General features: G+C 72.2%; 22 protein-coding genes, 4 tRNA genes, 1 other RNA gene and 1 pseudogene. 11 read left to right on the forward strand and 17 right to left on the reverse strand.

Annotated features, from left to right (window positions below):
* Positions 1-320: 320 nt before the first annotated feature.
* Positions 321-1,163 carry a DUF8083 family protein gene (locus ACZ60X_RS18160; protein ID WP_469599365.1) on the reverse strand — a complete coding sequence of 281 codons (843 nt, stop codon included), beginning with the start codon at positions 1,161-1,163 and terminating at the stop codon, positions 321-323.
* Between the two features lie 212 nt (positions 1,164-1,375).
* Here ACZ60X_RS18160 and ACZ60X_RS18165 point away from each other — a divergent pair, with 212 nt between their 5' ends.
* Together ACZ60X_RS18165 and ACZ60X_RS18170 are read left to right on the forward strand one after the other, a co-directional pair.
* Positions 1,376-2,482, forward strand: coding sequence for a Leu/Phe/Val dehydrogenase (locus ACZ60X_RS18165; RefSeq protein ID WP_469599367.1), 1,107 nt, complete (start codon positions 1,376-1,378; stop codon positions 2,480-2,482).
* A gap of 290 nt (positions 2,483-2,772) precedes the next feature.
* Complete coding sequence (locus ACZ60X_RS18170) at positions 2,773-3,030, forward strand: DUF3073 domain-containing protein (protein ID WP_469599369.1); 258 nt, start codon at positions 2,773-2,775, stop codon at positions 3,028-3,030.
* 135 nt (positions 3,031-3,165) lie between these two features.
* On the opposite strand, the gene purM is transcribed toward ACZ60X_RS18170, so the two are convergent.
* The 7 genes from purM to purS form a co-directional block, all read right to left on the reverse strand.
* The gene (purM, locus tag ACZ60X_RS18175; RefSeq protein WP_469599371.1) at positions 3,166-4,236 is read right to left on the reverse strand and encodes a phosphoribosylformylglycinamidine cyclo-ligase; all 1,071 of its coding nucleotides are present in this window, start codon (positions 4,234-4,236) and stop codon (positions 3,166-3,168) included.
* Positions 4,237-4,268: 32 nt separating this feature from the next.
* On the reverse strand, positions 4,269-5,798 hold the full coding sequence (gene purF / locus ACZ60X_RS18180; protein WP_469599373.1) for an amidophosphoribosyltransferase: 1,530 nt from the start codon (positions 5,796-5,798) through the stop codon (positions 4,269-4,271).
* 211 nt (positions 5,799-6,009) lie between these two features.
* Positions 6,010-6,369, reverse strand: a complete 360-nt coding sequence (locus ACZ60X_RS18185) for an META domain-containing protein (protein WP_469599375.1) — start codon at positions 6,367-6,369, stop codon at positions 6,010-6,012.
* 137 nt (positions 6,370-6,506) lie between these two features.
* On the reverse strand, positions 6,507-7,304 hold the full coding sequence (locus ACZ60X_RS18190) for a maleylpyruvate isomerase family mycothiol-dependent enzyme (protein ID WP_469599377.1): 798 nt from the start codon (positions 7,302-7,304) through the stop codon (positions 6,507-6,509).
* 500 nt (positions 7,305-7,804) lie between these two features.
* Complete coding sequence (gene purL, locus ACZ60X_RS18195) at positions 7,805-10,063, reverse strand: phosphoribosylformylglycinamidine synthase subunit PurL (protein WP_469599379.1); 2,259 nt, start codon at positions 10,061-10,063, stop codon at positions 7,805-7,807.
* A complete protein-coding gene (gene purQ / locus ACZ60X_RS18200; RefSeq protein ID WP_469599381.1) occupies positions 10,060-10,740 on the reverse strand; it encodes a phosphoribosylformylglycinamidine synthase subunit PurQ in 681 nt (226 codons plus the stop codon). Before purQ ends, purL begins: the two co-directional genes overlap by 4 nt.
* Positions 10,737-11,009 (reverse strand): phosphoribosylformylglycinamidine synthase subunit PurS, encoded by a 273-nt coding sequence (gene purS, locus ACZ60X_RS18205; RefSeq protein ID WP_093825677.1) that lies wholly within the window; start codon positions 11,007-11,009, stop codon positions 10,737-10,739. Before purS ends, purQ begins: the two co-directional genes overlap by 4 nt.
* A 310-nt stretch (positions 11,010-11,319) precedes the next feature.
* On the opposite strand from purS, the gene ACZ60X_RS18210 reads away from it, so the two are divergent.
* The 8 genes from ACZ60X_RS18210 (at position 11,320) to ACZ60X_RS18245 (ending at position 15,930) form a co-directional block, all read left to right on the forward strand.
* Positions 11,320-11,637: a histone-like nucleoid-structuring protein Lsr2 gene (locus tag ACZ60X_RS18210; RefSeq protein WP_469599384.1), complete on the forward strand. Its 318-nt coding sequence runs from the start codon at positions 11,320-11,322 to the stop codon at positions 11,635-11,637.
* A 214-nt stretch (positions 11,638-11,851) separates the two neighbouring features.
* Positions 11,852-11,923: transfer RNA gene (locus ACZ60X_RS18215), tRNA-Gly, on the forward strand.
* A 79-nt stretch (positions 11,924-12,002) separates the two neighbouring features.
* Positions 12,003-12,075: transfer RNA gene (locus ACZ60X_RS18220), tRNA-Gly, on the forward strand.
* 143 nt (positions 12,076-12,218) lie between these two features.
* A complete protein-coding gene (locus ACZ60X_RS18225) occupies positions 12,219-13,166 on the forward strand; it encodes an ABC transporter ATP-binding protein (protein ID WP_469599386.1) in 948 nt (315 codons plus the stop codon).
* On the forward strand, positions 13,163-13,942 hold the full coding sequence (locus ACZ60X_RS18230; RefSeq protein ID WP_469599389.1) for an ABC transporter permease: 780 nt from the start codon (positions 13,163-13,165) through the stop codon (positions 13,940-13,942). The genes ACZ60X_RS18225 and ACZ60X_RS18230 overlap by 4 nt, the downstream gene beginning before the upstream one ends.
* A gap of 24 nt (positions 13,943-13,966) precedes the next feature.
* Positions 13,967-15,220 (forward strand): sensor histidine kinase, encoded by a 1,254-nt coding sequence (locus ACZ60X_RS18235; RefSeq protein ID WP_469599391.1) that lies wholly within the window; start codon positions 13,967-13,969, stop codon positions 15,218-15,220.
* Positions 15,217-15,831, forward strand: a complete 615-nt coding sequence (locus ACZ60X_RS18240) for a response regulator (RefSeq protein WP_469599393.1) — start codon at positions 15,217-15,219, stop codon at positions 15,829-15,831. Before ACZ60X_RS18235 ends, ACZ60X_RS18240 begins: the two co-directional genes overlap by 4 nt.
* A gap of 23 nt (positions 15,832-15,854) precedes the next feature.
* Positions 15,855-15,930: transfer RNA gene (locus ACZ60X_RS18245), tRNA-Gly, on the forward strand.
* Positions 15,931-15,964: 34 nt separating this feature from the next.
* Here the strand turns inward: ACZ60X_RS18245 and ACZ60X_RS18250 are convergent.
* The 6 genes from ACZ60X_RS18250 to ffs all read right to left on the reverse strand — a co-directional run bounded on the left by ACZ60X_RS18250 (position 15,965) and on the right by ffs (position 24,651).
* A complete protein-coding gene (locus ACZ60X_RS18250; RefSeq protein WP_469599396.1) occupies positions 15,965-16,864 on the reverse strand; it encodes a phosphoribosylaminoimidazolesuccinocarboxamide synthase in 900 nt (299 codons plus the stop codon).
* A gap of 102 nt (positions 16,865-16,966) precedes the next feature.
* The gene (locus tag ACZ60X_RS18255) at positions 16,967-18,469 is read right to left on the reverse strand and encodes a N,N-dimethylformamidase beta subunit family domain-containing protein (protein ID WP_469599398.1); all 1,503 of its coding nucleotides are present in this window, start codon (positions 18,467-18,469) and stop codon (positions 16,967-16,969) included.
* A gap of 246 nt (positions 18,470-18,715) precedes the next feature.
* Positions 18,716-20,473: a M48 family metalloprotease gene (locus ACZ60X_RS18260; protein ID WP_469599400.1), complete on the reverse strand. Its 1,758-nt coding sequence runs from the start codon at positions 20,471-20,473 to the stop codon at positions 18,716-18,718.
* A gap of 283 nt (positions 20,474-20,756) precedes the next feature.
* A complete protein-coding gene (gene purD / locus ACZ60X_RS18265; protein ID WP_469599402.1) occupies positions 20,757-22,034 on the reverse strand; it encodes a phosphoribosylamine--glycine ligase in 1,278 nt (425 codons plus the stop codon).
* A gap of 109 nt (positions 22,035-22,143) precedes the next feature.
* A complete protein-coding gene (locus ACZ60X_RS18270; RefSeq protein ID WP_469599404.1) occupies positions 22,144-24,516 on the reverse strand; it encodes a DNA polymerase III subunit gamma and tau in 2,373 nt (790 codons plus the stop codon).
* 36 nt (positions 24,517-24,552) lie between these two features.
* Positions 24,553-24,651, reverse strand: an RNA gene (ffs, locus tag ACZ60X_RS18275) — signal recognition particle sRNA small type.
* Between the two features lie 120 nt (positions 24,652-24,771).
* Between ffs and ACZ60X_RS18280 the strand changes: the two genes are divergently transcribed.
* A tRNA-Ser gene (locus ACZ60X_RS18280) sits at positions 24,772-24,859 on the forward strand.
* A gap of 79 nt (positions 24,860-24,938) precedes the next feature.
* On the opposite strand, the pseudogene ACZ60X_RS18285 reads toward ACZ60X_RS18280, so the two are convergent.
* The 3 genes and pseudogenes from ACZ60X_RS18285 to ACZ60X_RS18295 all read right to left on the reverse strand — a co-directional run bounded on the left by ACZ60X_RS18285 (position 24,939) and on the right by ACZ60X_RS18295 (position 26,720).
* Positions 24,939-26,177: pseudogene (locus tag ACZ60X_RS18285) on the reverse strand (tyrosine-type recombinase/integrase).
* 11 nt (positions 26,178-26,188) lie between these two features.
* Positions 26,189-26,422: an excisionase family DNA-binding protein gene (locus ACZ60X_RS18290; protein WP_469599406.1), complete on the reverse strand. Its 234-nt coding sequence runs from the start codon at positions 26,420-26,422 to the stop codon at positions 26,189-26,191.
* On the reverse strand, positions 26,415-26,720 hold the full coding sequence (locus tag ACZ60X_RS18295) for a replication initiator (RefSeq protein WP_469600042.1): 306 nt from the start codon (positions 26,718-26,720) through the stop codon (positions 26,415-26,417). Before ACZ60X_RS18295 ends, ACZ60X_RS18290 begins: the two co-directional genes overlap by 8 nt.
* Between the last annotated feature and the right edge of the window lie 54 nt (positions 26,721-26,774).

Below are 26,774 nucleotides of genomic sequence, written 5' to 3' on the forward strand. Positions count from 1 at the left end.
GGACCATGCCATAGCGGACAGTCACGCCACTGTGACGATCAGTCACAGGACGATCAGGAGTCATCAGACCCCCCAAAGCGTGCAATGCTGAGATTCCGCCCACAGCGGTACACAGTTGGGCGGACAGAGTCCTCCCCGGACTCCTTGTCCTATTTTGGCATGAGGAGTGGCAAGAGACGCAAGGGCCCTGTACGTGCGATCCATCACGCTTAGGCCATCCTTGACACAAACGCCCGGATCGGGACCAACGTCCCGTCAGGTCGTCAAGTGCGGTAGACCGTATGCCGTTCCACGGCGCTTTGGGGCGTGACGTGCATCACTCAGTTCGCCGAGCGCCGGTCCCGTACCGACCGCCAGCGCTCCACGAGCCGCGCGTACGCCTCCCCGGCCGCCGCGCCGTCGCCCCGGCGCAGCGCCTGGATGCCGTCGGCCACGTCCGCCGCCGAGTGGTCGCCCTCCAGCTCACCGGCCGACAGCACGTGCACCAGGCCGCCGTAGTCCAGTTCCACCACCGAGCGCGGGTGGAACTCCTCCAGCCAGCGGCCGACGTCCACCAGCCCGTCGATCAGCGGGCTCTCCTCGACGGTGTCCCTCAGGGTGCGCAGCGCCCGCGCGACCCGGCGCCGGGCCTGCACCATCGGCGTGCGGTACCGCAGCAGCGGGGGCACCTCGGCGGTGCCCTTGTCGTAGCGCCGCTCCTCGTCCGAGACCAGCACGAACCAGTTCAGCGGCACCTGCCAGGTGGCGGTGCGGATCCACGGCCGGGCGTCCGGATTGCGGGCGAGCCAGCGCTCGTAGTCCTGCGCCGCCTGCCGGCGCACGACCGGGGGCAGCACCGCGTCCAGCACCGGCGCGGGCAGTTCCTCCGCCAACTCGCCGAGCGCCTGCCAGCCGCGCAGCCGGGTCCGCCACGGGCACACGCAGACGACCCCGTCCGCCTCCAGCACGAAGGCGTCGCTGCTCTCGTGCACCGGCACCGCGACCGGCGGGGTGGGCAGCAAGTCGGCGAGGGAGCGGCGCAGCTCGTCCTGGTAGGTGGGGCGCTCGGGACGACGGGCGTAGCCCGCCCAGTGGCTGCGCTCCGGCTCCGGGAAGGCGCCCAGCGGCTCGTACACGCGCAGGTACGCGGCATAGGGGACGACCACGGAGGACACCTTCGGCACGCCTGCTCCCTCCCCATCGGGCCCGGCTCGAAAACCGCTGCAAAACCACTGCAAATCGTCCCACGGACATGCGTGCGCGAGGGGCACGCGAGAGTGATCCTGAACACTGCACGGATGGTGGTCGTGCCGAGGCTCTACGCTCATGCCACGGCACCCCGCCACCCGTACGGGGCCCGACCCCACTCGCCGCTCTTTACACAGGAGTCACCACAGTGACCGACGTAATTGGCGCACCTGCTGATGTCCTGCAGACCCTGTTCCACTCGGAGCAGGGGGGTCATGAGCAGGTCGTGCTCTGCCAGGACCGCGCCAGCGGCCTCAAGGCCGTGATCGCCATCCACTCCACCGCCCTGGGCCCGGCCCTCGGCGGCACGCGCTTCTACCCCTACGCCACCGAGGCCGAGGCCGTCGCCGACGCCCTCAACCTCGCGCGCGGTATGTCGTACAAGAACGCCATGGCCGGCCTCGACCACGGCGGCGGGAAGGCCGTGATCATCGGCGACCCGGGGCGCGACAAGACCGAGGAACTGCTGCTCGCCTACGGCCGCATGGTCGCCTCGCTCGGCGGGCGCTACGTCACCGCGTGCGACGTCGGCACCTACGTCGCCGACATGGACGTCGTCGCCCGCGAGTGCCGCTGGACCACCGGCCGCTCCCCCGAGAACGGCGGCGCCGGCGACTCCTCCGTGCTCACCTCCTTCGGCGTCTACCAGGGCATGCGCGCCTCCGCCCAGCACCTGTGGGGCGACCCCTCGCTGCGCGGCCGCAAGGTCGGCATCGCCGGCGTCGGCAAGGTGGGCCACCACCTGGTCCGGCACCTGCGGGACGAGGGCGCCGAGGTCGTGATCACGGACGTGCGCGCGGACGCCGTCCGGCGGATCCTCGACCAGTACCCCGAGGGCGTGACGGCGGTCGCCGACACCGAGGAGCTGATCCGGGTCGAGGGGCTCGACGTCTACGCCCCCTGCGCGCTCGGCGGCGCCCTGAACGACGCCTCCGTCCCGGTGCTCACCGCCTCGGTGGTGTGCGGCGCGGCCAACAACCAGCTCGCGCACCCGGGTGTGGAGAAGGACCTCGCCGATCGCGGGATCCTCTACGCACCGGACTACGTGGTGAACGCCGGCGGGGTCATCCAGGTCGCCGACGAGCTGCACGGGTTCGACTTCGACCGGTGCAAGGCGAAGGCGGCGAAGATCTTCGACACCACGCTCGCCATCTTCGCACGTGCGAAGGATGACGGTATTCCGCCGGCCGCCGCGGCCGACCGGATCGCCGAGCAGCGGATGGCGGAGGCCCGCGCGGGACACGCGGCGCACTGACCCGGTCGCACAGGTGAGCGGTACCCGTCGGCGCGAACTTGGAGAGAACTCTCACTTCCACCGGCGGGTCGTTCCCCGATAAGTGGTTAAAATCGCCACTGACCAGCGAGGACGGGGCGCCTCGAAGGTCCTGTGCACACGCGCGTGCTGCGGGCGACGTACCGTATGGGCGCGGGCTCAGGTACCGTGGAAGCCCTACGGACCGGCCTCTCTGCGGAGAGTCCGTTCCAGATCATGAACGCGTGTCAGACTCTGGGGCCGTCGAGCCCCGTCGTTGAGGGGGTCGAGCCATGGGGCGCGGCCGGGCCAAGGCCAAGCAGACGAAGGTCGCCCGCCAGCTGAAGTACAACAGCGGCGGGACGGATCTCTCACGCCTGGCCGAGGAGCTGGGCGCATCGACGTCGAACCAGTCGCCGAACGGCGACCGCTTCGAGGACGCCGATGAGCATGACGACGACGATCTGTACTCTCGGTACGCCGACCTCTATGAGGACGACGACGAGGACGAGGACGAGGGTCCTCGGCAGCAGCACCGTCGCGGAGCTTGACCTTGCATTGACCAGTCCGGTCGGTGGCAGTGCCACCGACCGGTTTCTGTGCTTGTCCCATGGTCATGGAGGCAAGGGACCGGGCGGCGGGTCAGGCCGCGGCGTTCTCCTTGGAGCCGCGCGCGTCCCGGCCCGTCAGTCCGCGTAGGTCCCGACCAGCTCGGCGCCCGTCGCCTTCGTGCCACGCTCGGTGATCTCGCCGGCCACCCAGGCGTCGACCCCCCGGTCGGCCAGGGTCGCGAGGGCCACCTCGGTGGACTCCGCGGGGACGACCGCCATCATGCCGACGCCCATGTTGAGGGTCTTCTCCAGCTCCAGCAGCTCGACGTTCCCGGTCTTCCCGACCAGGTCGAAGATCGCGCCCGGGGTCCAGGTGGAGCGGTCGACGGTGGCGTGCAGCCCGTCCGGGATCACGCGGGCCAGGTTGGCCGCGAGGCCGCCGCCGGTGATGTGCGAGAAGGCGTGCACATCGGTGGTGCGCAGCAGCGCCAGGCAGTCCAGCGAGTAGATCTTCGTCGGCTCCAGCAGCTCCTCGCCGAGGGTGCGGCCGAGTTCGGCGACCTCCGCCTCCAGCGCGAGACCGGCGCGGTCCAGCAGCACGTGGCGGACCAGGGAGTACCCGTTCGAGTGAAGCCCGGAGGACGCCATGGCGATCACCGCGTCACCCGTACGGATACGATCGGCGCCGAGCAGCCGGTCGGCCTCCACGACGCCCGTACCGGCGCCGGCGACGTCGAAGTCGTCCTCGCCCAGCAGACCCGGGTGTTCGGCCGTCTCACCGCCCACCAGGGCGCATCCGGCGAGCACACAGCCCTCCGCGATGCCCTTCACGATGGCCGCGACGCGCTCGGGGTGCACCTTGCCGACGCAGATGTAGTCCGTCATGAACAGCGGCTCGGCACCGCACACCACGATGTCGTCCATGACCATGGCCACCAGGTCGTGGCCGATCGTGTCGTAGACGCCGAGCCGGCGTGCGATGTCGACCTTCGTGCCGACGCCGTCCGTGGCGGAGGCGAGCAGCGGACGCTCGTAGCGCTTGAGGGCGGAGGCGTCGAAGAGGCCGGCGAAGCCGCCGAGGCCGCCGAGGACCTCGGGGCGCCGGGTCTTCTTCACCCACTCCTTCATCAGCTCGACCGCGCGGTCGCCCGCCTCGATGTCGACACCGGCAGCCGCGTAGGAAGCACCGGACTGGCTCTCAGACATTGCCTGGGTCTTTCGGGTTGGGATGACGGGGCTTACGGGCGACGGATGGCGTCGGCCGCGGCCGTGGCGGCGGGACCGGCCGCCAGCTCGGTCTCCAGCAGCTGCTTGCCCAGCAGCTCGGGGTCCGGCAGCTCCATCGGGTACTCGCCGTCGAAGCAGGCGCGGCACAGGTTCGGCTTGGCGATGGTGGTCGCCTCGATCATGCCGTCGATGGAGATGTAGGCGAGCGAGTCGGCGCCGAGGCTGGTGCCGATCTCCTCGATGGACATGCCGTTGGCGATCAGCTCCGCGCGCGTGGCGAAGTCGATGCCGAAGAAGCAGGGCCACTTCACGGGCGGCGAGGAGATCCGGATGTGGACCTCGGCGGCGCCGGCCTCGCGCAGCATGCGGACCAGGGCGCGCTGGGTGTTGCCGCGCACGATCGAGTCGTCGACGACGACCAGGCGCTTGCCCTTGATGACTTCCTTCAGCGGGTTCAGCTTCAGGCGGATGCCCAGCTGGCGGATGGTCTGCGAGGGCTGGATGAAGGTCCGGCCCACGTAGGCGTTCTTCACGAGACCCGCGCCGAAGGGGATACCGGAGGCCTCCGCGTAGCCGATGGCGGCCGGGGTGCCGGATTCCGGGGTCGCTATGACCAGGTCGGCCTCGACGGGTGCTTCCTTGGCGAGCCGGCGGCCCATCTCGACCCGGGAGAGGTACACGTTCCGGCCGGCGATGTCGGTGTCCGGGCGGGCCAGGTACACGTACTCGAAGACACAGCCCTTGGGCTTTGCTTCCGCGAATCGCGAGGCGCGCAGACCGTTCTCGTCGATGGCGACGAACTCGCCCGGCTCGATCTCCCGCACGAAGCTCGCGCCGGTGATGTCGAGGGCGGCGGTCTCGGAGGCGACCACCCAGCCGCGCTCCAGCCTGCCGAGGACCAGCGGGCGGATGCCCTGCGGGTCACGGGCGGCGTAGAGGGTGTGCTCGTCCATGAAGACGAGCGAGAAGGCACCGCGCACCTTCGGGAGCACCGCGTGGGCGGCCTCCTCGATGGTCAGCGGCTTGCCGTCCTCGTCGACCTGGGCGGCGAGCAGCGCCGTCAGCAGGTCGGTGTCGTTGGTGGCCGCGACCCGGGTGGAGCGGCTGTTGTTGTCGTTCGGCAGCTCGGCGACCATCTCGGCGAGCTGGGCCGTGTTGACCAGGTTGCCGTTGTGGCCGAGCGCGATCGAGCCGTGCGCGGTGGCGCGGAACGTCGGCTGGGCGTTCTCCCACACGGAGGCGCCGGTGGTCGAGTAGCGGGCGTGTCCGACCGCGATATGACCCTGGAGCGAACCGAGCGAGGTCTCGTCGAAGACCTGGGAGACCAGGCCCATGTCCTTGAAGACGAGGATCTGGGAGCCGTTGCTGACCGCGATTCCCGCGGATTCCTGACCCCGGTGCTGGAGGGCGTAGAGCCCGAAGTACGTGAGCTTTGCGACCTCTTCGCCCGGAGCCCAGACACCGAAGACGCCACACGCGTCCTGGGGGCCTTTCTCACCGGGGAGCAGATCGTGATTGAGTCGACCGTCACCACGTGGCACGCCACCGAGTGTAGGCGAGGTCGACCACTGGTCCGAATTGGGGAATGCCTGCTCTGTGCCGACGTACCGGATCGGCGAGTCCGGATCACCTTGTCGCTTTCTCTGTTTACGCAGGTCAGCGGGGCGCTGTCGGGAGCCGGCCGACCGTCGTGCGGCTGCGGGACGGCCCTGCCGGCCGTAGCTGCCGGATGCGCGAGTGAGGTGTCGCACATCATCCGGAGGTGTGACGGCTGAGGTTGATGAGGTCGCCGTTGCCGTCGGTGAGCGTCAGCTTCCCGTCGTCGGTCCTGGCGACGAGCGTGCCGGTGGTCAGCGCGCGGGCGAGGGCGCGCTCGAAGTCCATCCGGTCCGGGGCGCAGGCCATGCGGGTCGTACGCAGGTCGCCGAGGGTGATCCGGTCGCCGCGGACGGTGGCCCGGGCGCTGAACTGGTTGCAGCCGAGATTGCCGGCCGCCTTGCCGTCGGCGTCGACGCGCAGCCGGGCGACGGCGGGCGCGTGGCGGGTCGTACCGCCGGTGGTGAGGCTGTCGACCCGCCACTCGACGCCGGTGACCGCTTGTCGTGAACTCACGGCACCACTGTCCGCCTGCGAACTGCCGCACGCCACCAGCAGGGCCGCTGCCGCCAGGGGGATGCACTGCTTGTACCGGTTCATACGGGTTGGACGGGCGGCCGGTACGAGGGGTTCCGCTCGCGGTACGCCCGAGGTCACGACATGAGCGGCAGCAGTCCCCCGATGTCCGCCCGCTCCCCGCCGGCGCGCACCTCGGCCTGCTCCAGGGCGTCCTTCCAGCCCACGCGGCCGGTGGCGAGCCGGATCCAGGTGAGCGGGTCGGTCTCCACGACGTTCGGCGGGGTGCCCCGGGTGTGCCTCGGCCCCTGCACGCACTGCACGACGGCGTACGGCGGTACCCGCACCTCGGTGGAGCCGCCGGGCGCCTTCACGGCGAGGGCGTCGGCGAGCAGCCGGGTGCAGGCGGCCAGGGCCTGGCGGTCGTAGGGGACGTCGAGGCCCGGCACGGCGGCGTTGAGGTCGTCGGTGTGGACGACGAGTTCGACGGTACGGGTGACCAGGTAGTCGTCCAGCGGCAGCGCGCCCGCGTTCGTCGCCAGCAGCCGGCCGCCGGGGTGCTCGGCGAGCAGCGTGCGCAGGGACGCGTCGACGTCGGCGAGGTAGGCGTCGAGGTCGGGGTGCTGGGCGGTGAGGTCGCGGGTGAACGCGTCGATGGCGGAGGAGTTGGCCGCGGTGGCAAAGGCCCACTGCACGAGGGTCACGTCCTGCCGCGGCGGAGCCGGGTTGCCGAGGGCGCGGTGCACGGCGGTGACCGCCATGCCGATGTGCACGACCAGTTCCCGCACGGTCCACTCACCGAGCCGGGTCGGCAGCGCCAACTGCTCGCCCGTCAGCCCGCGCACGGCCTGCCGTACGTTTCCGAGCTGGGCGAGCACAGCGGCACGCGTCTTGACGGGATCGTACGTACGGGCACGCTTCTTGGCCGGAGGCATGACGGTGAGCCTATGCGGCCCTCAGCTCTGACGGCGAGCGAAATGGGGGCGTCCGGGCCGGGGGTGCGGCTCCCGGCGAGGGCTGTGGGCCGTGCGAGGTGGGGCCTGCCGGGAGCGGCGGGTGGAATCGGGCGGGGTGGCGGGCGTGCCCGTCGGGGGTGCCGGTCAGGAGCCGGCGGGGGCGCACGTGCGGGCCGGGGTCCGTGCCGGAGCGGGGCGCGAGAGCGCGTTCAGGCAGCCTGGCCCTGCCTCCGGGCCCGGGGCGACGCGTACGGACCGCCGGGCATCCGATCTACGCCCGCGTCCCGAGCTGCCAGCGGCCCGGCCGCGCGGGCGCCTGGGCCGCCCCCGACCGCGGCCCGACCGCGTGCACGCCTGCCTGTGGCGGCTGCGGACGGCCCTGGCGATGCCCCTGTGCGGGGCCGCGATCGGGAGCGCTGTCCGTGGCGCACGCGGAGGGCCCCGCCCGGTGTCCCGGACGGGGCCCTCCGGCTGACCGCTTACGCCAGCAGCGCCGGGATCGTGTCCTCGTGCGCCGTGCGCAGTTCCTCCAGGGACAGCTCGAACTCGCCTTGGACCTCGACCGTTTCACCGTCCACGACGCCGATCCGCGTGGCCGGCAGGCCCCGGGCGGCGCACATGTCGGTGAAGCGCAGCTCCTCCGAGCGCGGCACGGCGACGATCGCGCGGCCGGCCGACTCGGAGAACAGGAAGGTGAAGGCGTCCAGGCCGTCCGGGACGACCAGGCGCGCGCCCTTGCCGCCCAGCAGGGCCGACTCGACGACGGCCTGGACCAGACCGCCGTCGGACAGGTCGTGCGCGGAGTCGATCATGCCGTCGCGGGAGGCGGAGATCAGGATCTCGGCCAGCAGCCGCTCGCGCTCCAGGTCGACCTTCGGGGGCAGGCCGCCGAGGTGGTCGTGGACCACCTGGGACCAGGCCGAGCCGCCGAACTCCTCGCGGGTGTCGCCGAGGAGGTAGACCAGCTGGCCCTCCTCCTGGAAGGCGACCGGCGTGCGGCGGGCCACGTCGTCGATGACGCCCAGGACCGCCACGACCGGGGTCGGGTGGATGGCCGCCTCGCCCGTCTGGTTGTAGAGCGAGACGTTGCCGCCGGTCACCGGGGTGCCGAGCTGCAGGCAGGCGTCCGCGAGACCGCGCACCGCCTCCGCGAACTGCCACATGACCGCCGGGTCCTCGGGCGAGCCGAAGTTCAGGCAGTCGGAGACGGCGAGGGGCTTGGCGCCGGTGGTCGCCACGTTCCGGTAGGCCTCGGCCAGCGCCAGCTGCGCGCCCGTGTACGGGTCGAGCTTGGCGTACCGGCCGTTGCCGTCGGTCGCGATGGCGACGCCGAGGCCGCTCTCCTCGTCGATGCGGATCATGCCCGAGTCCTCGGGCTGGGCCAGCACCGTGTTGCCCTGGACGAAGTGGTCGTACTGCTGGGTGATCCACTTCTTGGACGCCTGGTTCGGGGACGCGACCAGCTTCAGGACCTGGGCCCGCAGCTCCTGCGGCGTCCGCGGGCGCGGCAGCTTGTTCGCGTCGTCCGCCTGGAGGGTGTCCTGCCAGTCCGGGCGGGCGTACGGGCGCTCGTACGTCGGTCCCTCGTGCGCGACCGTGCGCGGGTCGACGTCCACGATCTTCTCGCCGTGCCAGAAGATCTCCAGCCGGTCGCCGTCGGTCACCTCGCCGATGTCGGTGGCGATGACGTCCCACTTCTCGCAGATCTCCAGGAAGCGGCCGACCTTCTCCGGCTCGACGACCGCGCACATGCGCTCCTGCGACTCGCTCATGAGGATCTCCTCGGGCGAGAGCGTGGAGTCGCGCAGCGGTACGTCGTCCAGGGTCACGCGCATGCCGCCGGAGCCGTTCGACGCCAGCTCGCTGGTCGCGCAGGACAGGCCCGCCGCGCCCAGGTCCTGGATGCCGACGACCAGCTTCTCCCGGAAGGCCTCCAGGGTGCACTCGATGAGGAGCTTCTCCTGGAAGGGGTCGCCGACCTGGACGGCGGGACGCTTGGAGGGCTTGGCGTCGTCGAAGGTCTCGCTCGCCAGGATCGAGGCGCCGCCGATGCCGTCGCCGCCGGTCCGGGCGCCGTACAGGATGACCCTGTTGCCCGCGCCGGAGGCCTTCGCGAGGTGGATGTCCTCGTGCCGCATCACGCCGATGGCGCCGGCGTTGACCAGCGGGTTGCCCTGGTAGCAGGCGTCGAAGACGACCTCGCCGCCGATGTTGGGCAGGCCCAGGCAGTTGCCGTAGCCGCCGATGCCGGCGACGACGCCGGGCAGGACGCGCTTGGTGTCGGGGTGGTCGGCCGCGCCGAAACGCAGCGGGTCGACCACCGCGACCGGGCGGGCGCCCATCGCGATGATGTCGCGGACGATGCCGCCGACACCGGTCGCGGCGCCCTGGTACGGCTCCACGTACGACGGGTGGTTGTGGGACTCGACCTTGAACGTGACCGCGTAGCCCTGGCCGACGTCCACCACGCCCGCGTTCTCGCCGATGCCGACGAGCAGGGCGTCGCTCTGCGGCGCCTTCTCGCCGAACTGGCGCAGGTGGACCTTGGAGGACTTGTACGAGCAGTGCTCGGACCACATGACCGAGTACATGGCGAGTTCGGCGCCGGTCGGGCGGCGGCCGAGGATCTCCACCACCCGCTCGTACTCGTCCTTCTTCAGGCCGAGTTCGGCCCAGGGCAGCTCGACGTCGGGGGTCGCGGCCGCGTGCTCGACCGTGTCCAGAGGCGTCCGGCTCATGCTTTGACCAGCTTCTTGAGGATCGAGGTGAAGAAGGGGAGCCCGTCGGTACGGCCGGTACCGACCAGCGGCTCGACGGCGTGCTCGGGGTGCGGCATCAGGCCGACGACGTTGCCCGCCTCGTTGGTGATGCCGGCGATGTCCCGCAGCGACCCGTTGGGGTTGAAGTCGAGGTACCGGAAGACGACCCGGCCCTCCGCCTCCAGCTTGTCGAGCGTGTACTCGTCGGCGACGTACCGGCCGTCCATGTTCTTCAGCGGGATGTGGATCTCCTGGCCCGCGCGGTAGTCGCTGGTCCAGGCGGTCTCGGCGTTCTCCACCCGCAGCTTCTGGTCACGGCAGATGAAGTGGAGGTGGTCGTTGCCGAGCATCCCGCCCGGCAGGAGGTGGGCCTCGGTGAGGACCTGGAAGCCGTTGCAGATGCCGAGGACCGGCAGGCCGGCCCTCGCCTGCTCGATGACGGTCTCCATCACCGGCGAGAACCGGGAGATGGCACCGGCCCGCAGATAGTCGCCGTAGGAGAAGCCGCCGGGCAGGACCACGGCGTCGACCTGGTGGAGGTCCTTGTCCTTGTGCCACAGGGCGACCGGCTCGGCGCCCGCGAGACGGATCGCGCGCTGCGTGTCCCGGTCGTCCAGGCTCCCGGGGAAAGTGACGACGCCAATACGAGCGGTCACTTGGCCGCCTCCGCGACTTCCGCGGCCTCTTCCACCTTGACGGTGAAGTCCTCGATCACGGTGTTGGCGAGGAAGGATTCCGCAAGATCGTGGATGCGGGCGAGCACGGCCTCGTCGACCGGCCCGTCAACTTCCAGTTCGAAACGCTTTCCCTGACGTACGTCCGAGATGCCTTCGAATCCCAGGCGCGGCAGCGCACGCTGGACCGCCTGGCCCTGGGGGTCGAGGATCTCCGGCTTGAGCATGACGTCGACTACGACGCGTGCCACTGGCACTCCCGGTGTGTGGTGCTGAGCAGGTCCCTTCAGACTACCCGCACAAAATTTCTACGCGAGTAGAGTTGGATGAAACTACGTGAGCCGCATCACGATCGGGTGTCGAAGCCGCGCGGTCGCGAAAAGTTCTGGGAAAGTTCCACAGTCCGCCCGCCCCCGCCTATTGCTCCGGGACACGCAGGCGGATTTAGTCGGGCTTCACTTTGCATTGCCGGGCACTGTACAAATGAATTGGCAATAGCCGATACTCGGCATGTCGGCGGCGTGAGCTGTATCGACATGCCGCACGAAGGGACCGATATTCGTGGCGCAAAAGGTCGTGGTCACTCTCTTTGACGACATCGACGGCTCGGAAGCGGCGGAAACGATCGCCTTCGGACTCGACGGCAAGTCGTACGAGATCGACCTCAACGCATCCAACGCAAGGAAACTGCGCAAGGCGCTCGCGCCCTACGTCGAGGCCGGCCGCAAGCGGTCGCGGTCCGGCAAGGCGTACAAGCAGACGGAGGTCGCCCCCGACCCGGCGGCCGTCCGCGCCTGGGCCCAGGCCAACAAGATGGACGTGCCGGCCCGCGGGCGCATCCCCAAGAAGGTCTACGAGGCCTTCAGCGCCGCGCAGTGAGCCCGCGAAGGGGCAGCCCCCAGGGCCCGTCAGCAGGCCCTGGGGACCGTGCGCTCGGGCCTGCGCGGGGCCCGTACGCGCGCCGCCGCGGGGGCCCCGCCGGAGGGGTCCGGGGGAGCCCGCAGGAGCCGACTTGCGCAACCCCCCTGTTGATCAGCTAATGTCTGCAGCACGCCGAGGGGCGAGGCCGAAAAGCCGGAACCCCGAGGATCGTGCGGGTGTAGTTCAGTAGCAGAACATCCCCCTTCCAGGGGGAAGGCGCAGTGTGCGATTCCTGTCACCCGCTCTGGCACCGGTCAGAACCACCCTTGTGGATCAGGTAGGCTGGTGCTCGCACCGATCGGTGGGAGCCGGTCGGGGGCAGTGCGGACGTAGCTCAGTTGGTAGAGCGCAACCTTGCCAAGGTTGAGGTCGCGAGTTCGAGCCTCGTCGTCCGCTCGGGAATGAGACCCCGGTCCTTCTGGGCCGGGGTCTTTTCGCGCCCCGGGTTCGCGAGTTCCGCTTGGCCCTCTGACATTTGTCACGGCGAGCGATGACACCGCGCACTGCCGAACCGCCTCCGCCGCCGGGACGCTGGCATCATGAACGACGAACACGAACACGTGATCGAGGTCACCGATCTCCAGCGTGTCTACGGGGGCGGGTTCGAGGCCGTACGCGGAATCTCCTTCTCCGTGGCTCGCGGGGAGGTCTTCGCCCTCCTGGGGACCAACGGCGCGGGCAAGACCTCGACGGTCGAACTGCTGGAAGGACTCGCCGCGCCGGCCGGGGGCCGGGTCCGGGTGCTCGGGCACGATCCGTACCGCGAACGCGCCGCCGTACGGCCGCGCACCGGCGTGATGCTCCAGGAGGGCGGCTTCCCGTCCGAGCTGAGCGTCGCCGAGACCGCCCGCATGTGGGCCGGGTGCACCAGCGGGGCGCGGCCGGAGGGCGAGGTCCTCGAGCTGGTGGGGCTCGCGGGCAAACACGGCGTACGGGTCAAGCAGCTCTCCGGCGGGGAGCGCAGGCGGCTGGACCTCGCGCTCGCGCTGCTCGGCGATCCCGAGGTGCTCTTCCTCGACGAACCGACGACCGGGCTCGACGCCGAAGGCCGCCGGGACACCTGGGAGTTGGTGCGCGCGCTGCGCGACGCGGGCACGACCGTGCTGCTCACCACGCACTACCTGGAGGAGGCCGAGGGCCTCGCGGACCGGCTCGCCATCCTGCACGAGGGCCGGATCGCCGCCTGCGGCACCCCGGCCGAGGTGACCGCCGGCCGGCCCTCCCGGATGTCCTTCGAACTGCCCGAGGGCTACTTCCTCGGCGACCTGCCACCGCTGGCCGACCTCGGTGTCAGCGGCCACGAGACCGACGGCCGGATGGTGCGGCTGCGCACGACGCGGTTGCAGCGGACGGCGACCGGTGTGCTGACCTGGGCCGAGCGGGCCGGGGTCGAGCTGCGCGGCCTGGACGTGCGCTCCGCCTCGCTGGAGGAGGCGTTCCTCGGCATCGCGCGCGAACAGGGACGGTCGCGGGAGGTGGCCGCGTGAGCGGGATCGCGTGGGCGCCGGCGAGCCGCCGGCTGCGGGCGCTGGGGCGGGCGGAGCTGGCGCTGCTCGGCCGCAACCGGGGGGTCGTGGTCACGGCGCTGGCCGTACCGCTGCTGCTGCCGTTCAGCGTGCGGCCGGCGCTGCACCAGGTCGATCTGAGGAAGCACGGGCTGACCATCGGCACGACCATGCTGACGGCCGCGATCGGCTTCTCCTTCCTCTTCGCCGTCTACACCTCCCTGGTCAACGCCTACGTCGCCCGCCGCGAGGAACTCGTCCTGAAGCGGCTGCGCACCGGGGAACTCTCCGACGGCGAGATCCTCGCCGGCACCGCGCTGCCCGCGGTCGGCATCGGGCTCGCCCAGGCGGTGTTGCTGTGCGCCGGGTGCGCGGCGCTGCTGCACACCGGCGCGCCCAGGGCGCCCTACCTGCTGCTGCCGGGGCTGGCGGCCGGGCTCGTGATCAGCGCCGGGCTCGCCGCGCTCACCGCGTCCTACACCCGGACCGTGGAGAGCGGGCAGGTCACCGCGCTGCCGCTGATGCTCGTGACGATGGCCGGCTCCGGGCTCATGGTCCCGACCGAGGTCATGCCCCATCGGCTCGCCGTCGTCTGCGAGTTGCTCCCGCTGTCCCCCGCGATCCGGCTCGTCCGGGGCGGCTGGACCGGGCAGTTGAGCGGGTACGAGGCCCTCGGCGCCCTGGCGACCGCGGTGGCCTGGGCGATCCTGGCGGTGTTTGCTGGACGCCGGTGGTTCCGCTGGGAACCGCGACGGTGAGAGATCTGACGTACGGGGGAGCGGATGACGGGCCGGATACGGCGCTGGCGGCAGCGGCACTGGGGAGAGCGGAGCAAGGTCGAGCGGGTCGAGCTGTACAGCGTCATCACCTGGCACTGCTCGATCTGGTTCATCGCCGGCTGCTGGGTGCTCCTGCCCCTGCCCGCCGGGCTGGCCCACCGGCCCGCCGCGATCGTCTTCGGGTCCGTCCTCGTCCTCGTGTCGGTCGTGCAGTGTGCGACAGCGAGCGCGCTCATGAGGACCGCGCTCGACGCCTGTCTGGGCCGCGCCGAACTGCCGCCCGGCACCCACCGCTTCCCGGCCGCCCTGCTGGGAATCGGGTTCGCGGTCCTCGTGACGCTCGCCGCGCTGGACGCGGCCAAGCCGGTACCGGTCCGGATGGCGATCGGCGGCCTGCTGATGCCGTTCGGGCTGCTCTACGGACTCGCCGTGCCGGTCCGCACTTTTCTGCTCAGGTCGGCACTGCTCACCGTCCTGCTCGCCGCCGCCTTCGGCTGGGCCGACCACAGCGCCGTCGGCCTGGTGGCGACCGTCGTGACAACCGTCTTCCAGTCGCTCTTCGCCTTGCTCGCGGGCCGCTGCGGCGCCTGGACCCTCTCCGTGATGTGGGAGGCGGACCGCGCCCGGGAGACCGAGGCCCGGCTCGCCGTCGCCGAGGAGCGCCTCAGGTTCGGGCGGGATCTGCACGACGTCATCGGCCGGAATCTGTCCGTGATCTCGCTCAAGAGCGAGCTGGCCGTCCAACTCGCCCGGCGCGGACGGCCCGAGGCGGTGGAGCAGATGATCGAGGTGCACCGCGTCGCGCAGGAGTCCCAGCGCGAGGTGCGGGCCGTCGTCCGCGGCTACCGGGAGGCCGACCTCGGGACGGAACTCGCGGGCGCACAAGGCGTGTTGGCGGCAGCGGGGATCGAGTGCGAGGTCGGCGCGCAGACCGCGGGGCTGCCCGCCGAGGTGCAGTCCGTGCTGGGCTGGGTGGTCCGCGAGGCGACCACCAACGTGCTGCGGCACGGCGACGCGGGCCACTGCTCCCTGCGGCTGCGGATACTGCGGGGGCGTGTGGTGCTGACGGTGGAGAACGACGGAGTGGCCGGGACCCCCGACCGGGACGGGGGTTCCGGTCTGGCCGGGCTGCGGGAGCGGCTGGGCGCCGTGGGCGGGACGCTCCGGGCCGGCCGGGTCGGGACCGACCGGTTCCAGCTGGCGGCCGAGGTGCCGCTGACACAGGAGGCGAAAGAAGTGAGCGGAGTCACATCGTGAGCGGTCCGGTACGGCTGTTGCTCGCCGACGACGAGCATCTGATCCGGGGCGCCCTCGCCGCACTGCTGTCGCTGGAGGACGACCTCCTCGTCGTCGCGGAGGCGGCCACCGGGCCCGAGGCCCTCGCCATGGCCCGCGCCCACGCCCCTGATGTGGCCGTGCTGGACCTGCAGATGCCGGGCGCCGACGGTGTGAAGGTCGCCACATCCCTGCGCACCGAACTACCCGGCTGCCAGGTGCTGATCGTCACCGGTCACGGCCGCCCGGGCCATCTCAAACGGGCCCTCACGGCGGGTGTGCGCGGCTTCGTCCCGAAGACCGTCAGCGCCCAGCGGCTCGCCGAGATCATCCGCACCGTGCACGCGGGAAACCGCTACGTCGACCCCGAGTTGGCGGCCGACGCGATCTCCGCCGGGGACTCCCCGCTGACCGCCCGGGAGGCCGAGGTGCTGGAGCTGGCGGCCGACGGGGCACCGGTCGCGGAGATCGCCGAGCGGGCCGCGCTGTCCCCGGGGACCGTGCGGAACTACCTGTCCGCGGCCGTCACGAAGCTCGGCGCCGAGAACCGTCATGCGGCGGTGCGTCTCGCACGCGAGCGAGGTTGGGTATAGTGGCTCTCACGCCACGGCGCAACGCGGACGTAGCTCAGTTGGTAGAGCGCAACCTTGCCAAGGTTGAGGTCGCGAGTTCGAGCCTCGTCGTCCGCTCCAGTAAAGGCCCCCGGTCCTCCGGGGGCCTTTTGCGTCACACCCAGCTCAGTCCCGTCAGGCGCTCGTACGCCTCGATGTACTTCTGCCGGGTCCGCTGGACGACCTCGTCCGGCAGCGGCGGCGGAGGCTGCTCGCTCTTGCGGTCCCAGCCCGACGCGGCCGAGGTCAGCCAGTCGCGCACGAACTGCTTGTCGAACGACGGCTGCGCGCGGCCCGGCTGCCACTCGTCGGCCGGCCAGAAGCGGGAGGAGTCCGGGGTGAGGACCTCGTCGGCCAGGACGAGCGTGTCACCGTCGAAGCCGAACTCGAACTTGGTGTCGGCCAGGATGATGCCGCGGTCGCGGGCGATGTCCCGGGCGCGGGAGTACACGGCGAGGGTGGCCTGGCGCAGCTGGGCGGCGGTCTCGGCGCCGGTCTGGCGGGCGACCTCCTCGTAGGGCACGTTCTCGTCGTGCTCGCCGACCTCGGCCTTGGTGGCCGGGGTGAAGATCGGGGCGGGCAGCTCGGAGCCGTCGACGAGGCCCTCGGGCAGGGCGAGGCCGCAGACCGTGCGGGACTCGTTGTACTCCAGCAGGCCCGAGCCGGTGAGGTAGCCGCGGGCCACGCACTCGACCGGGACCATCTTCAGGGACTTGCAGACCAGCGTGCGGCCCGCCCAGTCGGCGGGGGCGCCGTCGGGCAGCTCCGTGCTGATCACATGGTTGACGGCGATGTCCCGCAGCTGGTCGAACCACCACAGGGAGAGCTGGGTGAGGACGCGGCCCTTGTCGGGGATCTCCGTGGGCAGCACCCAGTCGTAGGCGGACATGCGGTCGCTGGCGACCATCACGAGGTCGCCCGCCTCGTTCTGGTACAGCTCGCGCACCTTTCCGGTGTGCAGGTGCACCAGGCCCGGAACCTGGATCGGCTCGGGCTTTTCTACGAATCCGGACACGGTTCCTCCCCGTGGTTCTGTCCAATGACCTCGATTCTCCCTTATGGGGACGATCGGTTTCGGTCAGGGGGCGGTGGCGGGTCCGGCGGCCGGCCGCCGGGGTCAGTCGCGCTTGCAGATGCGGTCCAGCAGGTTCGCCGTGGCGCGCTGGATGCGGGCGTCCACGTGGCCGGGGCGGTCCAGGGCCGGGGACCAGGCGAAGGTGCCGGAGGCGAAGACCCAGGCGCCGGAGGGGGCGTGGTAGAGGGAGGTCTCCTGGTGGCGCAGAACGCCGTCGTTGTCGGTGTAGGGCGAGTGGGCGAGCAGGATGCGCTCCTCGTGCTCGGGCAGCGGCGTGCGCGGGAAGTACCGGTCGGCCTCCCCGGCGACCAGTCCCGCGATCTCGTCGCCCTCGTGCGCGCCGGTCGCCTCCCACAGCCAGTGACCGGCGTTGCGGACGATCAGCGGGGCAGGCTCGGGCACCCGGCCCGCGTACTGGATGCCGACGACCTGCTGCTCGGGCCGGTCGATCTCCCGCCACAGCACCGGCTTCCCGGGGCCCTTGCGCTTGCGGCAGGTCAGCAGCCGGTCCGCGTCGCCGGCCGGGGAGGGCCCCAACTCCACCTGCCAGTACATGGTGTTGGCGGACAGGAAGACGAGCGAGGTGCCCCGGTCGCGGGCGTCCTCGACCGCTCGGCGCATCGGCACCGACCAGTACTCGTCGTGCCCCGGGAAGACCAGGCCCCGGTAGCGGGTGGGGTCGACACGGCCGGCGTGCAGATCGCGGGCGTCGGCGTAGCCGAGGTCGTAGCCGTAGCGCTCGGCCCAGCGGATGAAGTCGTAGGCGTGGCCGACGTGGAGCGGCAGGCCGGCGCCCGCGTACGGGCGGTCGAAGGAGACCGTGGTCGCCGCGTCGGCCTCGCCGAGCAGCCGGCCCCGCTCGTCCCAGGCGTGGTAGAGGCTGGCGCCGGTGTGGCCGTCCTCCGGGTAGAGGTTGTACGCCTGCCAGGTGACGTCCGGCAGCAGCAGGAGCAGGTCGGCGGGGTGGTCGTCGCGGACGGTGAAGGGCACGTGGGAGCGGTAGCCGTCGGCGGTGGTCAGGACGGCCACGTAGGCGCCGATGTGCCAGTGGGCGGGCACCTGCAGGCGCCAGGAGAGCCACCAGTGGTGACAGGAGACCGTACGGTCGGCGGTCAGTGGCGCGGGCTGGACGATGCCGGACAGCCGCGGACTGGTGGTGATCTTGGCGGCGCCGTCGCCGCCGTAGTGGCCGATCCGGTAGATGTCGACGCTGAACTCCTGGGGCGGGTCGACCGTGATGCGGAAGTCGATCGCCTCGCCGGGCGCGACCGCGCCGGTGGAGGCGAAGCCCTTGATCTGGCGGTGCACGTCGTCGGCCGAGCGGGGGCCGCCGGGGGACACGCGCGGCGCGGGAACCCGCGCGGCTCCCGTGGTGCCGCTGTGCTGCTGGGTACTGGCGTCGACGTACCAGGGCACCACGTGGCCGGTGTCGTCGAAGTACGTCTCGCTGCCCCGCAGCCAGGGCACCGGGCCCTGGCCGAAGGGGTCCGTGACGGCGTGCGCGAGCGCTCCGGACTCCCAGCGACGGATGTGGTCCGAGGCCATGATCGCTCCCCTCCCTCAGGTCCCCCGTGTCGGCCCTGTCTCGGTGGTGCTCGCTGTTCTCGGTGGTGCTCGGCGTGCTCAGCGGTGCCCGGTGGTGCTCCGCGTGCTCGGCCGTGCTGTCGTATGTCGCACGCGTTTGCCAGGTGCGTGGTCGCTCCCAGCACATCACATAACGCACGTGCTCGGTCACTAGTCGTTGCGAATTGACCTGAAGTGGAAGACAGGGCTCCCTTTGGCCGATTTTCGTCAGACGAGCCGTACGGGCTTCTCGGGGCGTATCCCGGTGGCGGTCAGCCAGTCGCGCAGCGGGCCCGGGTCTCCCTCCTCGATCAGAGTGAGCACTCTGGGCGTGAGGTCGCCGGCCCGCTCACCGTCCAGCAGCAGCGCCGGGCCGTCCAGCCAGTCCAGGCCCGGGACCGCGCCGGCGGTGTCGACGGCCGCGCAGCACACCATCGCCGTGACGTGGTCGGCGAGGAGGTCGCGGCCGCTGCGCGGGGGTTGCAGCGGGAAGAGCGACAGCGCGCCGTCGTCCCACAGGGCGCTGTCCGGACTCCGGTCCGCGGGGCTCGCGCCGCTCGGCGCGCCGGCTTCCTCGCGGGCCAGCTCGGCGCTCAGCCGGGCGGCCACGGCGGTGCTGCGCTCCGTGCCGGCCTCGGTGTCCTCGTCGTCGGCGGGCTCGCCGGCGCTGCGGAGGGCCCGGTGCTGCACAGCGCCGGCGGGGTCCGTGAGGTGGTCCAGGACGCGGGCCAGGGTGGGGCCGCCGGGGTCGGGAGCCGCCGGGTCGACGGCGGGGCGCACGCCGAGCGCGTCCAGCACGCGGTGCAGCCGGGCCGCCTCGGCGCGCCAGGTGCGGTCCACGACCTCCTCCGGATACGCCTGCCAGTCCACCGGCGCCCAGTCCGGGCCCGGCTCGGCGGGGCCGCCGTGGAAGAGGCGGGCGGCGAGCAGCGAGGCGGCCTCGTCCACCGCGCCGGGCTCCTCCAGCAGGTCACAGGCGGGACGCTCGCCGAGGCGGGTGGTGAAGCCCTCCGCCAGCCGGTCGCGCCGGGACAGCTCGGTCAGTGCCGCGACCACGCCCGCGTCCAGTCCGGAGGGCCAGCGACCCATGCGCCAGGCGGGCAGCGCGACCCTGGTCAGGAGCCGGTCCCAGCCGGCGTAGGCGAGGCCGACCTGCTCCTGGGCGACGATCCTGAGGCCGTAGTCGACCGCCTGGGCGCGCTCGGCCGCCGCCGCGGCGACCCCGCGCTCCATCTGCGTCGCGTGCTCGCGGCAGCCGCGCAACAGCGCCCCGGCCACCCAGCCGAGCGCCACGCAGCCGGTCCGGGCCAGCGGGCCGCGGCCGGGCGCCGCGGCGACCGCGAGCGCCGCGTCCAGACCGCGGACGAAGCGGCGGGCGGCCGCTATGTCGGGGTGCGCCGAAGGACCCGTGCCGGCGATGACCGGGGCGAGGACCGCGCGCAGCTCGCCGACGCGCATCCACCACAGGAACGGGGAGCCGATCACCAGGACCGGCGCGAGCGGCGCACGGCGGTGGGCGCGGGAGCCGTGGGGGCCCGCTATCTCGTCGGGCGCGGAGGGGACCGGCGGGCCGTGCGCGCTGTGCGTGCGGTCCTCCAGCCAGCTGTCGCAGTCCGGGGTGAGCGCGACGGCCGACGGGGCCGGCACGTCCAGCCGGTCGGCGAGGTCGCGCACCATCCGGTACAGATCCGGGGCCGACGCCTCCGGGACCGGCACCGTGGGCGCCATGGCGGGGCGGGCGCGGGCCACGACCAGGGCGATGCCGGCGGCGGCCAGCAGCACCAGCAGGGCGAGGGCGCTCACCGCCACCCGCGCGGCGTCCCAACCGGGGCCGACCAGGTGGCCGGTGGAGCCGCCGGTCAGCAGGATCACCGCGGCGCCCGCGGGCAACAGGGCCACGGCCAGCGCCCGGCCCCGGACCCGCAGGACGGCGAGGGCCCGGGAACGCGCGGCCTGCGCGCCCGCCTCCACACCGATTCCGCTCACGTGCCGACCTCACCCCCTCGCTGCCGTCGCCGTGCTTGCCTGGTGGTGCTCACTCCCCCACTGTGGCACCCGCCACTGACATCGCAATGCCGGTGGGCCAAGTGCCGGAACGTCCGGAAGGCTTGCGCGGCACCCTAGTTGGGGCCCCGGCCCCCGTCAGCCGTATGGACGATTGCTCACTCGATGGAATGGCTTTGGTCAGAGGTGGGCGACAGACAGCAAGGATCAGGCCCCGGATCGGGGATCCGGGGCCTGTGCACGTCTCGGGTGACGGCAGGGCAGGTCAGGCGCCCGCCGCCGGGGTCGCCTGGGCGTCCCGCGCCGCCTTCGCGGCGATGTCGGTGCGGTGCTGCGAGCCGGCCAGCCGGACCCGGCCCACCGCCCGGTACGCCCGCTCCCGCGCCTCGGTCAGATCCGCGCCGGTGGCCGTGACGGACAGCACCCGCCCGCCCGCGCTGACGACGTCGTCCCCGTCCCGCCTGGTCCCGGCGTGCAGCACGTACGCGTGCGGGGCGTCCTCGGCGGCCACCTCGTCCAGGCCGGTGATCGGGTCGCCGGTGCGGGGCGTGCCGGGGTAGTTGTGCGAGGCGACGACGACCGTGACGGCGGCGTCCTCGCTCCAGCGCAGGGGCGGCAGGTCGGCGAGGGTGCCGGTGGCGGCGGCCAGCAGGAGGCCGGCCAGCGGGGTCTTCAGCCGGGCCAGCACGACCTGCGTCTCGGGGTCGCCGAAACGGGCGTTGAACTCGATGACCCGCACGCCGCGGCTGGTGATCGCCAGGCCGGCGTAGAGCAGACCGGAGAACGGCGTGCCGCGGCGGCGCAGTTCGTCCACGGTCGGCTGCAGAACCGTCCGCAGCACCTCGTCGACCAGCTTCGGATCGGCCCACGGCAGCGGCGAGTACGCGCCCATGCCGCCGGTGTTCGGACCCTGGTCGCCGTCCAGCGCGCGCTTGAAGTCCTGGGCGGGCTGCAGCGGTACGACGCTCTCGCCGTCGGTGACGGCGAACAGGGAGACCTCGGGGCCGTCGAGGAACTCCTCGACGACCACGCGCTCGCAGCCGGCGGCGTGCGCCTTGGCCGCCTCGACGTCCTCGGTGACGACGACGCCCTTGCCGGCGGCGAGGCCGTCGTCCTTGACGACATAGGGGGCGCCGAAGGCGTCCAGGGCCGCGGCGACCTCCTCGGCGGTCGCGCAGACGTAGGAGCGGGCGGTCGGCACCCCGGCCGCCGCCATGACGTCCTTGGCGAAGGCCTTGGACCCCTCCAGCCGGGCGGCCTTCTCCGACGGTCCGAAGACGGGGATGCCCGCCTCACGGACGGCGTCGGCGACCCCGGCGACCAGCGGGGCCTCCGGGCCGACGACGACCAGCTCGGCGCCGAGGCCCGCGGCCAGCTCGGCCACCGCCTTGCCGTCGAGCGCGTCGACCGGGTGCAGCTCGGCGACCTCGGCGATGCCGGCGTTGCCGGGGGCGCAGTGCAGCGCCGTGACGTCGGGGTCGAGGGACAGGGAGCGGCACAGGGCGTGTTCGCGGGCGCCGCTGCCGATGACGAGGACCTTCACGGGGTCAGCCTAATGGCAAGGTCGCCGAAGCCGGGGCGCCGGGTTTGTCGGAGCTTCCTCCAAAGAGGCGTCCAGGGCGCGCCGCACGGAGGGGCTCCTCGACGGCGGGCTACTCGTTCGAGAACTCCTCCACCACCGTCGCGCCCAGCTCCCGGACGATCAGTTCGTGGCCGGAGAGGGCCGACTCGTCCAGGTCGGGGTCGTCGTCCTCCGGGACGTCGTCCTCGGGGGCGACGGGGGGCGGCTCCGGGGCCGGGTCGGGCCGGGACGGAGCCGCGGCGGGCGCGGCGGCCGCGGGACCGGACTGCGTCGACGCCTGCGGGGACGGCTGGGGGGGCGCGGGCCGGGGGGCGGCCGGGGCGCCGTACCCACCGCCACCACCGCCGGCGGGAGCGCCGCCGCCGTAGCCGCCGCCTCCGCCGAAGCCGGGGGCGCCGGGAGACGCGGGGGCGGAGCCGCCGGACGGGTCGACGACGGCCTCGATCTTCCACTGCACGTTGAACTGCTCGGCCAGCGCCTGGCGCAGCACGTCCTCGCTGCCGCTGCCGGCGAAGTTGTCCCGGGCGCCGGCGTTGACGAAGCCGAGCTGGAGGGTGGTGCCGTCGAAGCCGGTCACCTGGGCGTTCTGGCTGAGCAGGATCCAGGTGAAGCGGCGGCGGTTCTTGACGGCCTCCAGGATGTTCGGCCAGAGCATGCGCGGGTCGAGGCCACCGGCCGGGGCGGGAGCGGCAGGGGGTGCCGCGGCGGCTGCCGCCGGGGCCGTCGACGCGGGGGCGGACCGCTGCTGCGGCTGGGCCGGGGCACGGCCGGGGACCTGGCCCTGCGGGGCAGCGCCCGCCGGTGCCGCGGCCGTGGGCCAGCCACCGGGACGCCGGCCGCCTCCGACGGCAGCGGCGGTGGGCCAGGCACCGGGGGCGGCGGAGGCGGCGGCAGGGGCAGCGCCGGGCGCCTCCGCCGGAGCCGGAGCCGGGGCGGCCGGGGCGGGCGCAGGCGCCGTCGTCGCGGGGGGCGCCGCGGGGTCCGTCGGCGCGGGGTCCGTCGGCGCGGGGGCGACAGGAGCCGGACCGCCGGCACCCGGAGCAGCCGCAGCACCCGCGGCAGCCGGAGCACTTGGGGCGACGGGAGCACCGGATCCGGGGCCACCCGGGCCGCCGGGGCCGTTGGACGCTCGTACGGCCGCGCGGGCCGCGGCGGGGCCGCCGCCGGGCGGCACGGGGGGGCCGGCCGGTGCGGGAGCGCCGCTGCCGGCCGCGAAGGCGCCGGCATGGGCCTCGGGGCCGGGGACGTACCCCATGGCGGGCGCGCCGGCGCCACCAGAGAAGCTCACGCCGCGCTCCAGGCGGTCGAGGCGGGCCATCACCGAGCGCTCGTCGCCGTAGGCGGCCGGGAGCAGCACGCGCGCGCAGATCAGCTCCAGCTGGAGGCGGGGCGAGGTGGCGCCGCGCATCTCGGTCAGGCCGGCGTTGACCAGGTCGGCGGCGCGGCTCAGCTCGGCGGCGCCGAACGTGGAGGCCTGGGCCTGCATCCGCTCCAGGACATCGGCGGGGGCGTCGAAGAGCCCCTTCTCCACCGCGTCCGGCACGGCCGCGAGGATCACGAGGTCCCGCAGCCGCTCCAGCAGGTCGGCGACGAAGCGGCGCGGGTCGTTTCCGCCCTCGATGACGCGGTCGACGACCTCGAAGGCCGCGGCCCCGTCCCCGGTGGCGAAGGCCTCGACGACGGAGTCGAGGAGCGAGCCGTCGGTGTACCCGAGCAGGGAGGTGGCCATGGCGTACGTCACACCGTCGGCGCCGGCACCCGCGAGGAGCTGGTCCATGACGGACATCGAGTCACGCACGGACCCGGCGCCCGCGCGCACGACGAGCGGGAGCACGCCGTCCTCGACCGGGATGTCCTCCTTCTGGCACACCTCGCCGAGGTAGTCGCGCAGGGTGCCCGGCGGGACGAGCCGGAAGGGGTAGTGATGCGTACGCGACCGGATGGTCCCGATGACCTTCTCGGGCTCGGTCGTCGCGAAGATGAACTTGAGGTGCTCCGGCGGCTCCTCGACGACCTTCAGCAGCGCGTTGAAACCGGCCGACGTGACCATGTGGGCCTCGTCGATGATGTAGATCTTGTACCGGCTGGCGGCCGGCCCGAAGAAGGCCTTTTCCCGCAGCTCACGGGCGTCGTCCACACCACCGTGCGAGGCCGCGTCGATCTCGATGACGTCGATCGAGCCCGGACCGTTGCGCGCGAGGTCCCGGCAGGACTGGCACTCCCCGCACGGGGTCGGGGTGGGACCTTGCTCACAGTTGAGACAGCGGGCGAGGATGCGCGCGCTCGTCGTCTTGCCGCAGCCGCGCGGACCGCTGAACAGGTACGCGTGATTGACCCGGTTGTTCCGCAGCGCCTGCTGCAGCGGGTCGGTGACATGCTCCTGCCCGATGACCTCGGCAAAGGTCTCCGGGCGATAGCGGCGGTACAGCGCGAGAGACGACACGCTTACGAGGTTATAGGCGCCCACTGACAACCCGGGAAAGCAAGCGCCCCCCACGCACCCGCCAGAGCCGACCTACCCTTGCTGCCTTCCGGCCCTGGGGGAGTTCAGTCAGATAGCGCCGCGTGAGGGGCTGTGCCCCACAGTACCCGATGGCGGCCCCCGGTCAGTACCGCGTCCCCGGCCGCGGCCACCCCCGATCCGGGCCTGCGGGAACGGGTTCGCGAGCACTCCCCTCGGTCATGTAATGTTTCCGGCGGAGGATTCGCCTAGAGGCCTAGGGCGCACGCTTGGAAAGCGTGTTGGGGGCAACCCCTCACGAGTTCGAATCTCGTATCCTCCGCCAGTGCCTCACCGGGCACGATGTCGAAGGGCCCCACTGTTCGCAGTGGGGCCCTTCGACGTTGTCCGTCTCAGTTTCCGTCTCAGTCGGATTTTTCTTCGGTGCCGGGCAGCACCCAGAGCGCGTCTCCGACTTGCTGAGCGACCTTGCGGAGCATGGTCCCGGTCACATGCATGTACCGGGCGCGCATCCGCGCCGCTCCCCCAGGTTCCCAACCCGTGATCGCGTCGATCACGACGTCCGGGACTCCGAGGATCAGGAGAACAGTCGCAGCGGTGTGACGAGCGTCATGGAGGCGACCGTCTCGTACGCCCGCACCCCGGAGAAGCCGCTACCAGACGTGAAAGTCGGTGTTCGGGCTCAACGGCCCGCCGGTCGGCGAGGCGAAGACGTACCCTTTGCCCTCCCAGTCCGCACCGGCGGCGAGCCGCTCCCGATCCTGTACCTCCTGGTGCTGGCGAAGAATCTTGATCAGCGGGTGTGCCGTGGTGCGCCGCCCCGCGCGTGACTTGGTCGACTTGTGCTCGCGCCGGATCTGCTCCCGCTTGGGGCAGTAGCCCGCCTTCCTGTCACACGGATCCACACCGCAGCCGTGCGCGTACTTGGGCCGCAGCCGGTTCTTGCGGATACGGACATACCCTGCGGCCAGGTCGACGTCCTCCCAGTGCAGCCCGAGCGCCTCCCCTCGGCGGAGGCCGAGGGCCAGGGCGACGACCCAGCGCGCGCTGCAGCTTGGCCGCCTCGACCAGCAGGCTCTGAACCTCTTCGATCGTGTACGGCTCGATGTCCTCTTCTTCGAGGCGGGGTGCCTTGGCGATCTCGGCCACGTTGGTGGGGACGTGCCCGCGCCGAACGGCCTCACGAGGGTGACCCGGACCGTGCGATGGACGTGGTGGGCGGTGCCGGCCGCGCTCCCCGCCTGCCGCATCTTCCGGTAGAAGCGCTCCAGGTGCTCCGGCTCCAGGCGGTCGAGCTTGTGCGCGCCGAGGCCGGGCACGAGGTGAACGCGAACGTCGACCTCGTACCCGTCGTACGTGTTCTCAGAGACGTACGGCTTCGCGATGTTCTCGACCCAGTGCTCCAGCCACGCCTGGACGGTCCAGCCCTGGCCCGCCTTCCTGAGCTTCTTCTCATCCCGCGCCCGCTCCATCTCGCGGACGGCCTTGGTCACCTCGGCCTTGGACTTCCGCTCGATGTGGCGTCGGTCGGGCTTGCCGTCATCACGGACGCCGACCGCCACTCGTCCGTGCCATTTGCCATCCTTGCCGAGGTAGATCGAGGAGGCACCGTTGGGCTGGCGAGTGCGCTTCTGCTCTGCCATGTCGCTCCCTCTCAGGCCGCTTCGGCGGGTCGGTGGCGCAGCTTGGCCACGTAGGCGGGCACGGCGCCGACCGGGACTCGACGGAGTCGCCCGACGGGGACCGACTCGATCTCACCGGCGAGGACGAGCCGGAAGCACGTCATACGGCCGGTACGGAGCCGCCGAGCCGCCTCCTCTACGGTCAGGAGCGCCAGCGTGGGATCGGCCGTCTCCGGCGGGGCAACAGTCGGTCGGGGCTCAACCATGGGTCGGTTCTCCTTCCGTTCCGGGGGCTGGTTCGAGCGAGGCGACGAGCCAGGATTCGGCGGTACTGAGGCCGGTTGCGGCGAAGACCCAGTGAGCGAGGACGAGCGTGGTTTCGCCGTCCAGCGGCACAGGCGGTGCGGCTTGGGCGCGGCGCCAGTCGGCACGGGCGTCGCGGAGGGCACCGAGGGTGGTGGAGTAGCGGCGGGACTTGGTGGAGAAGTGGCCGCGGAATCCGAGCATGTGCGCCCAGGCCCGGAGCCGGAGGTCTGCACACGGCGAGTGCTCTCCCTTCTTCAGGCATGGCGGGGTAGGGACTTGGCGCGGAAGGGCCGCGCCGGCCGTTGGGCGGGG

The organism is Streptomyces sp. NPDC104106 (assembly GCF_055584345.1).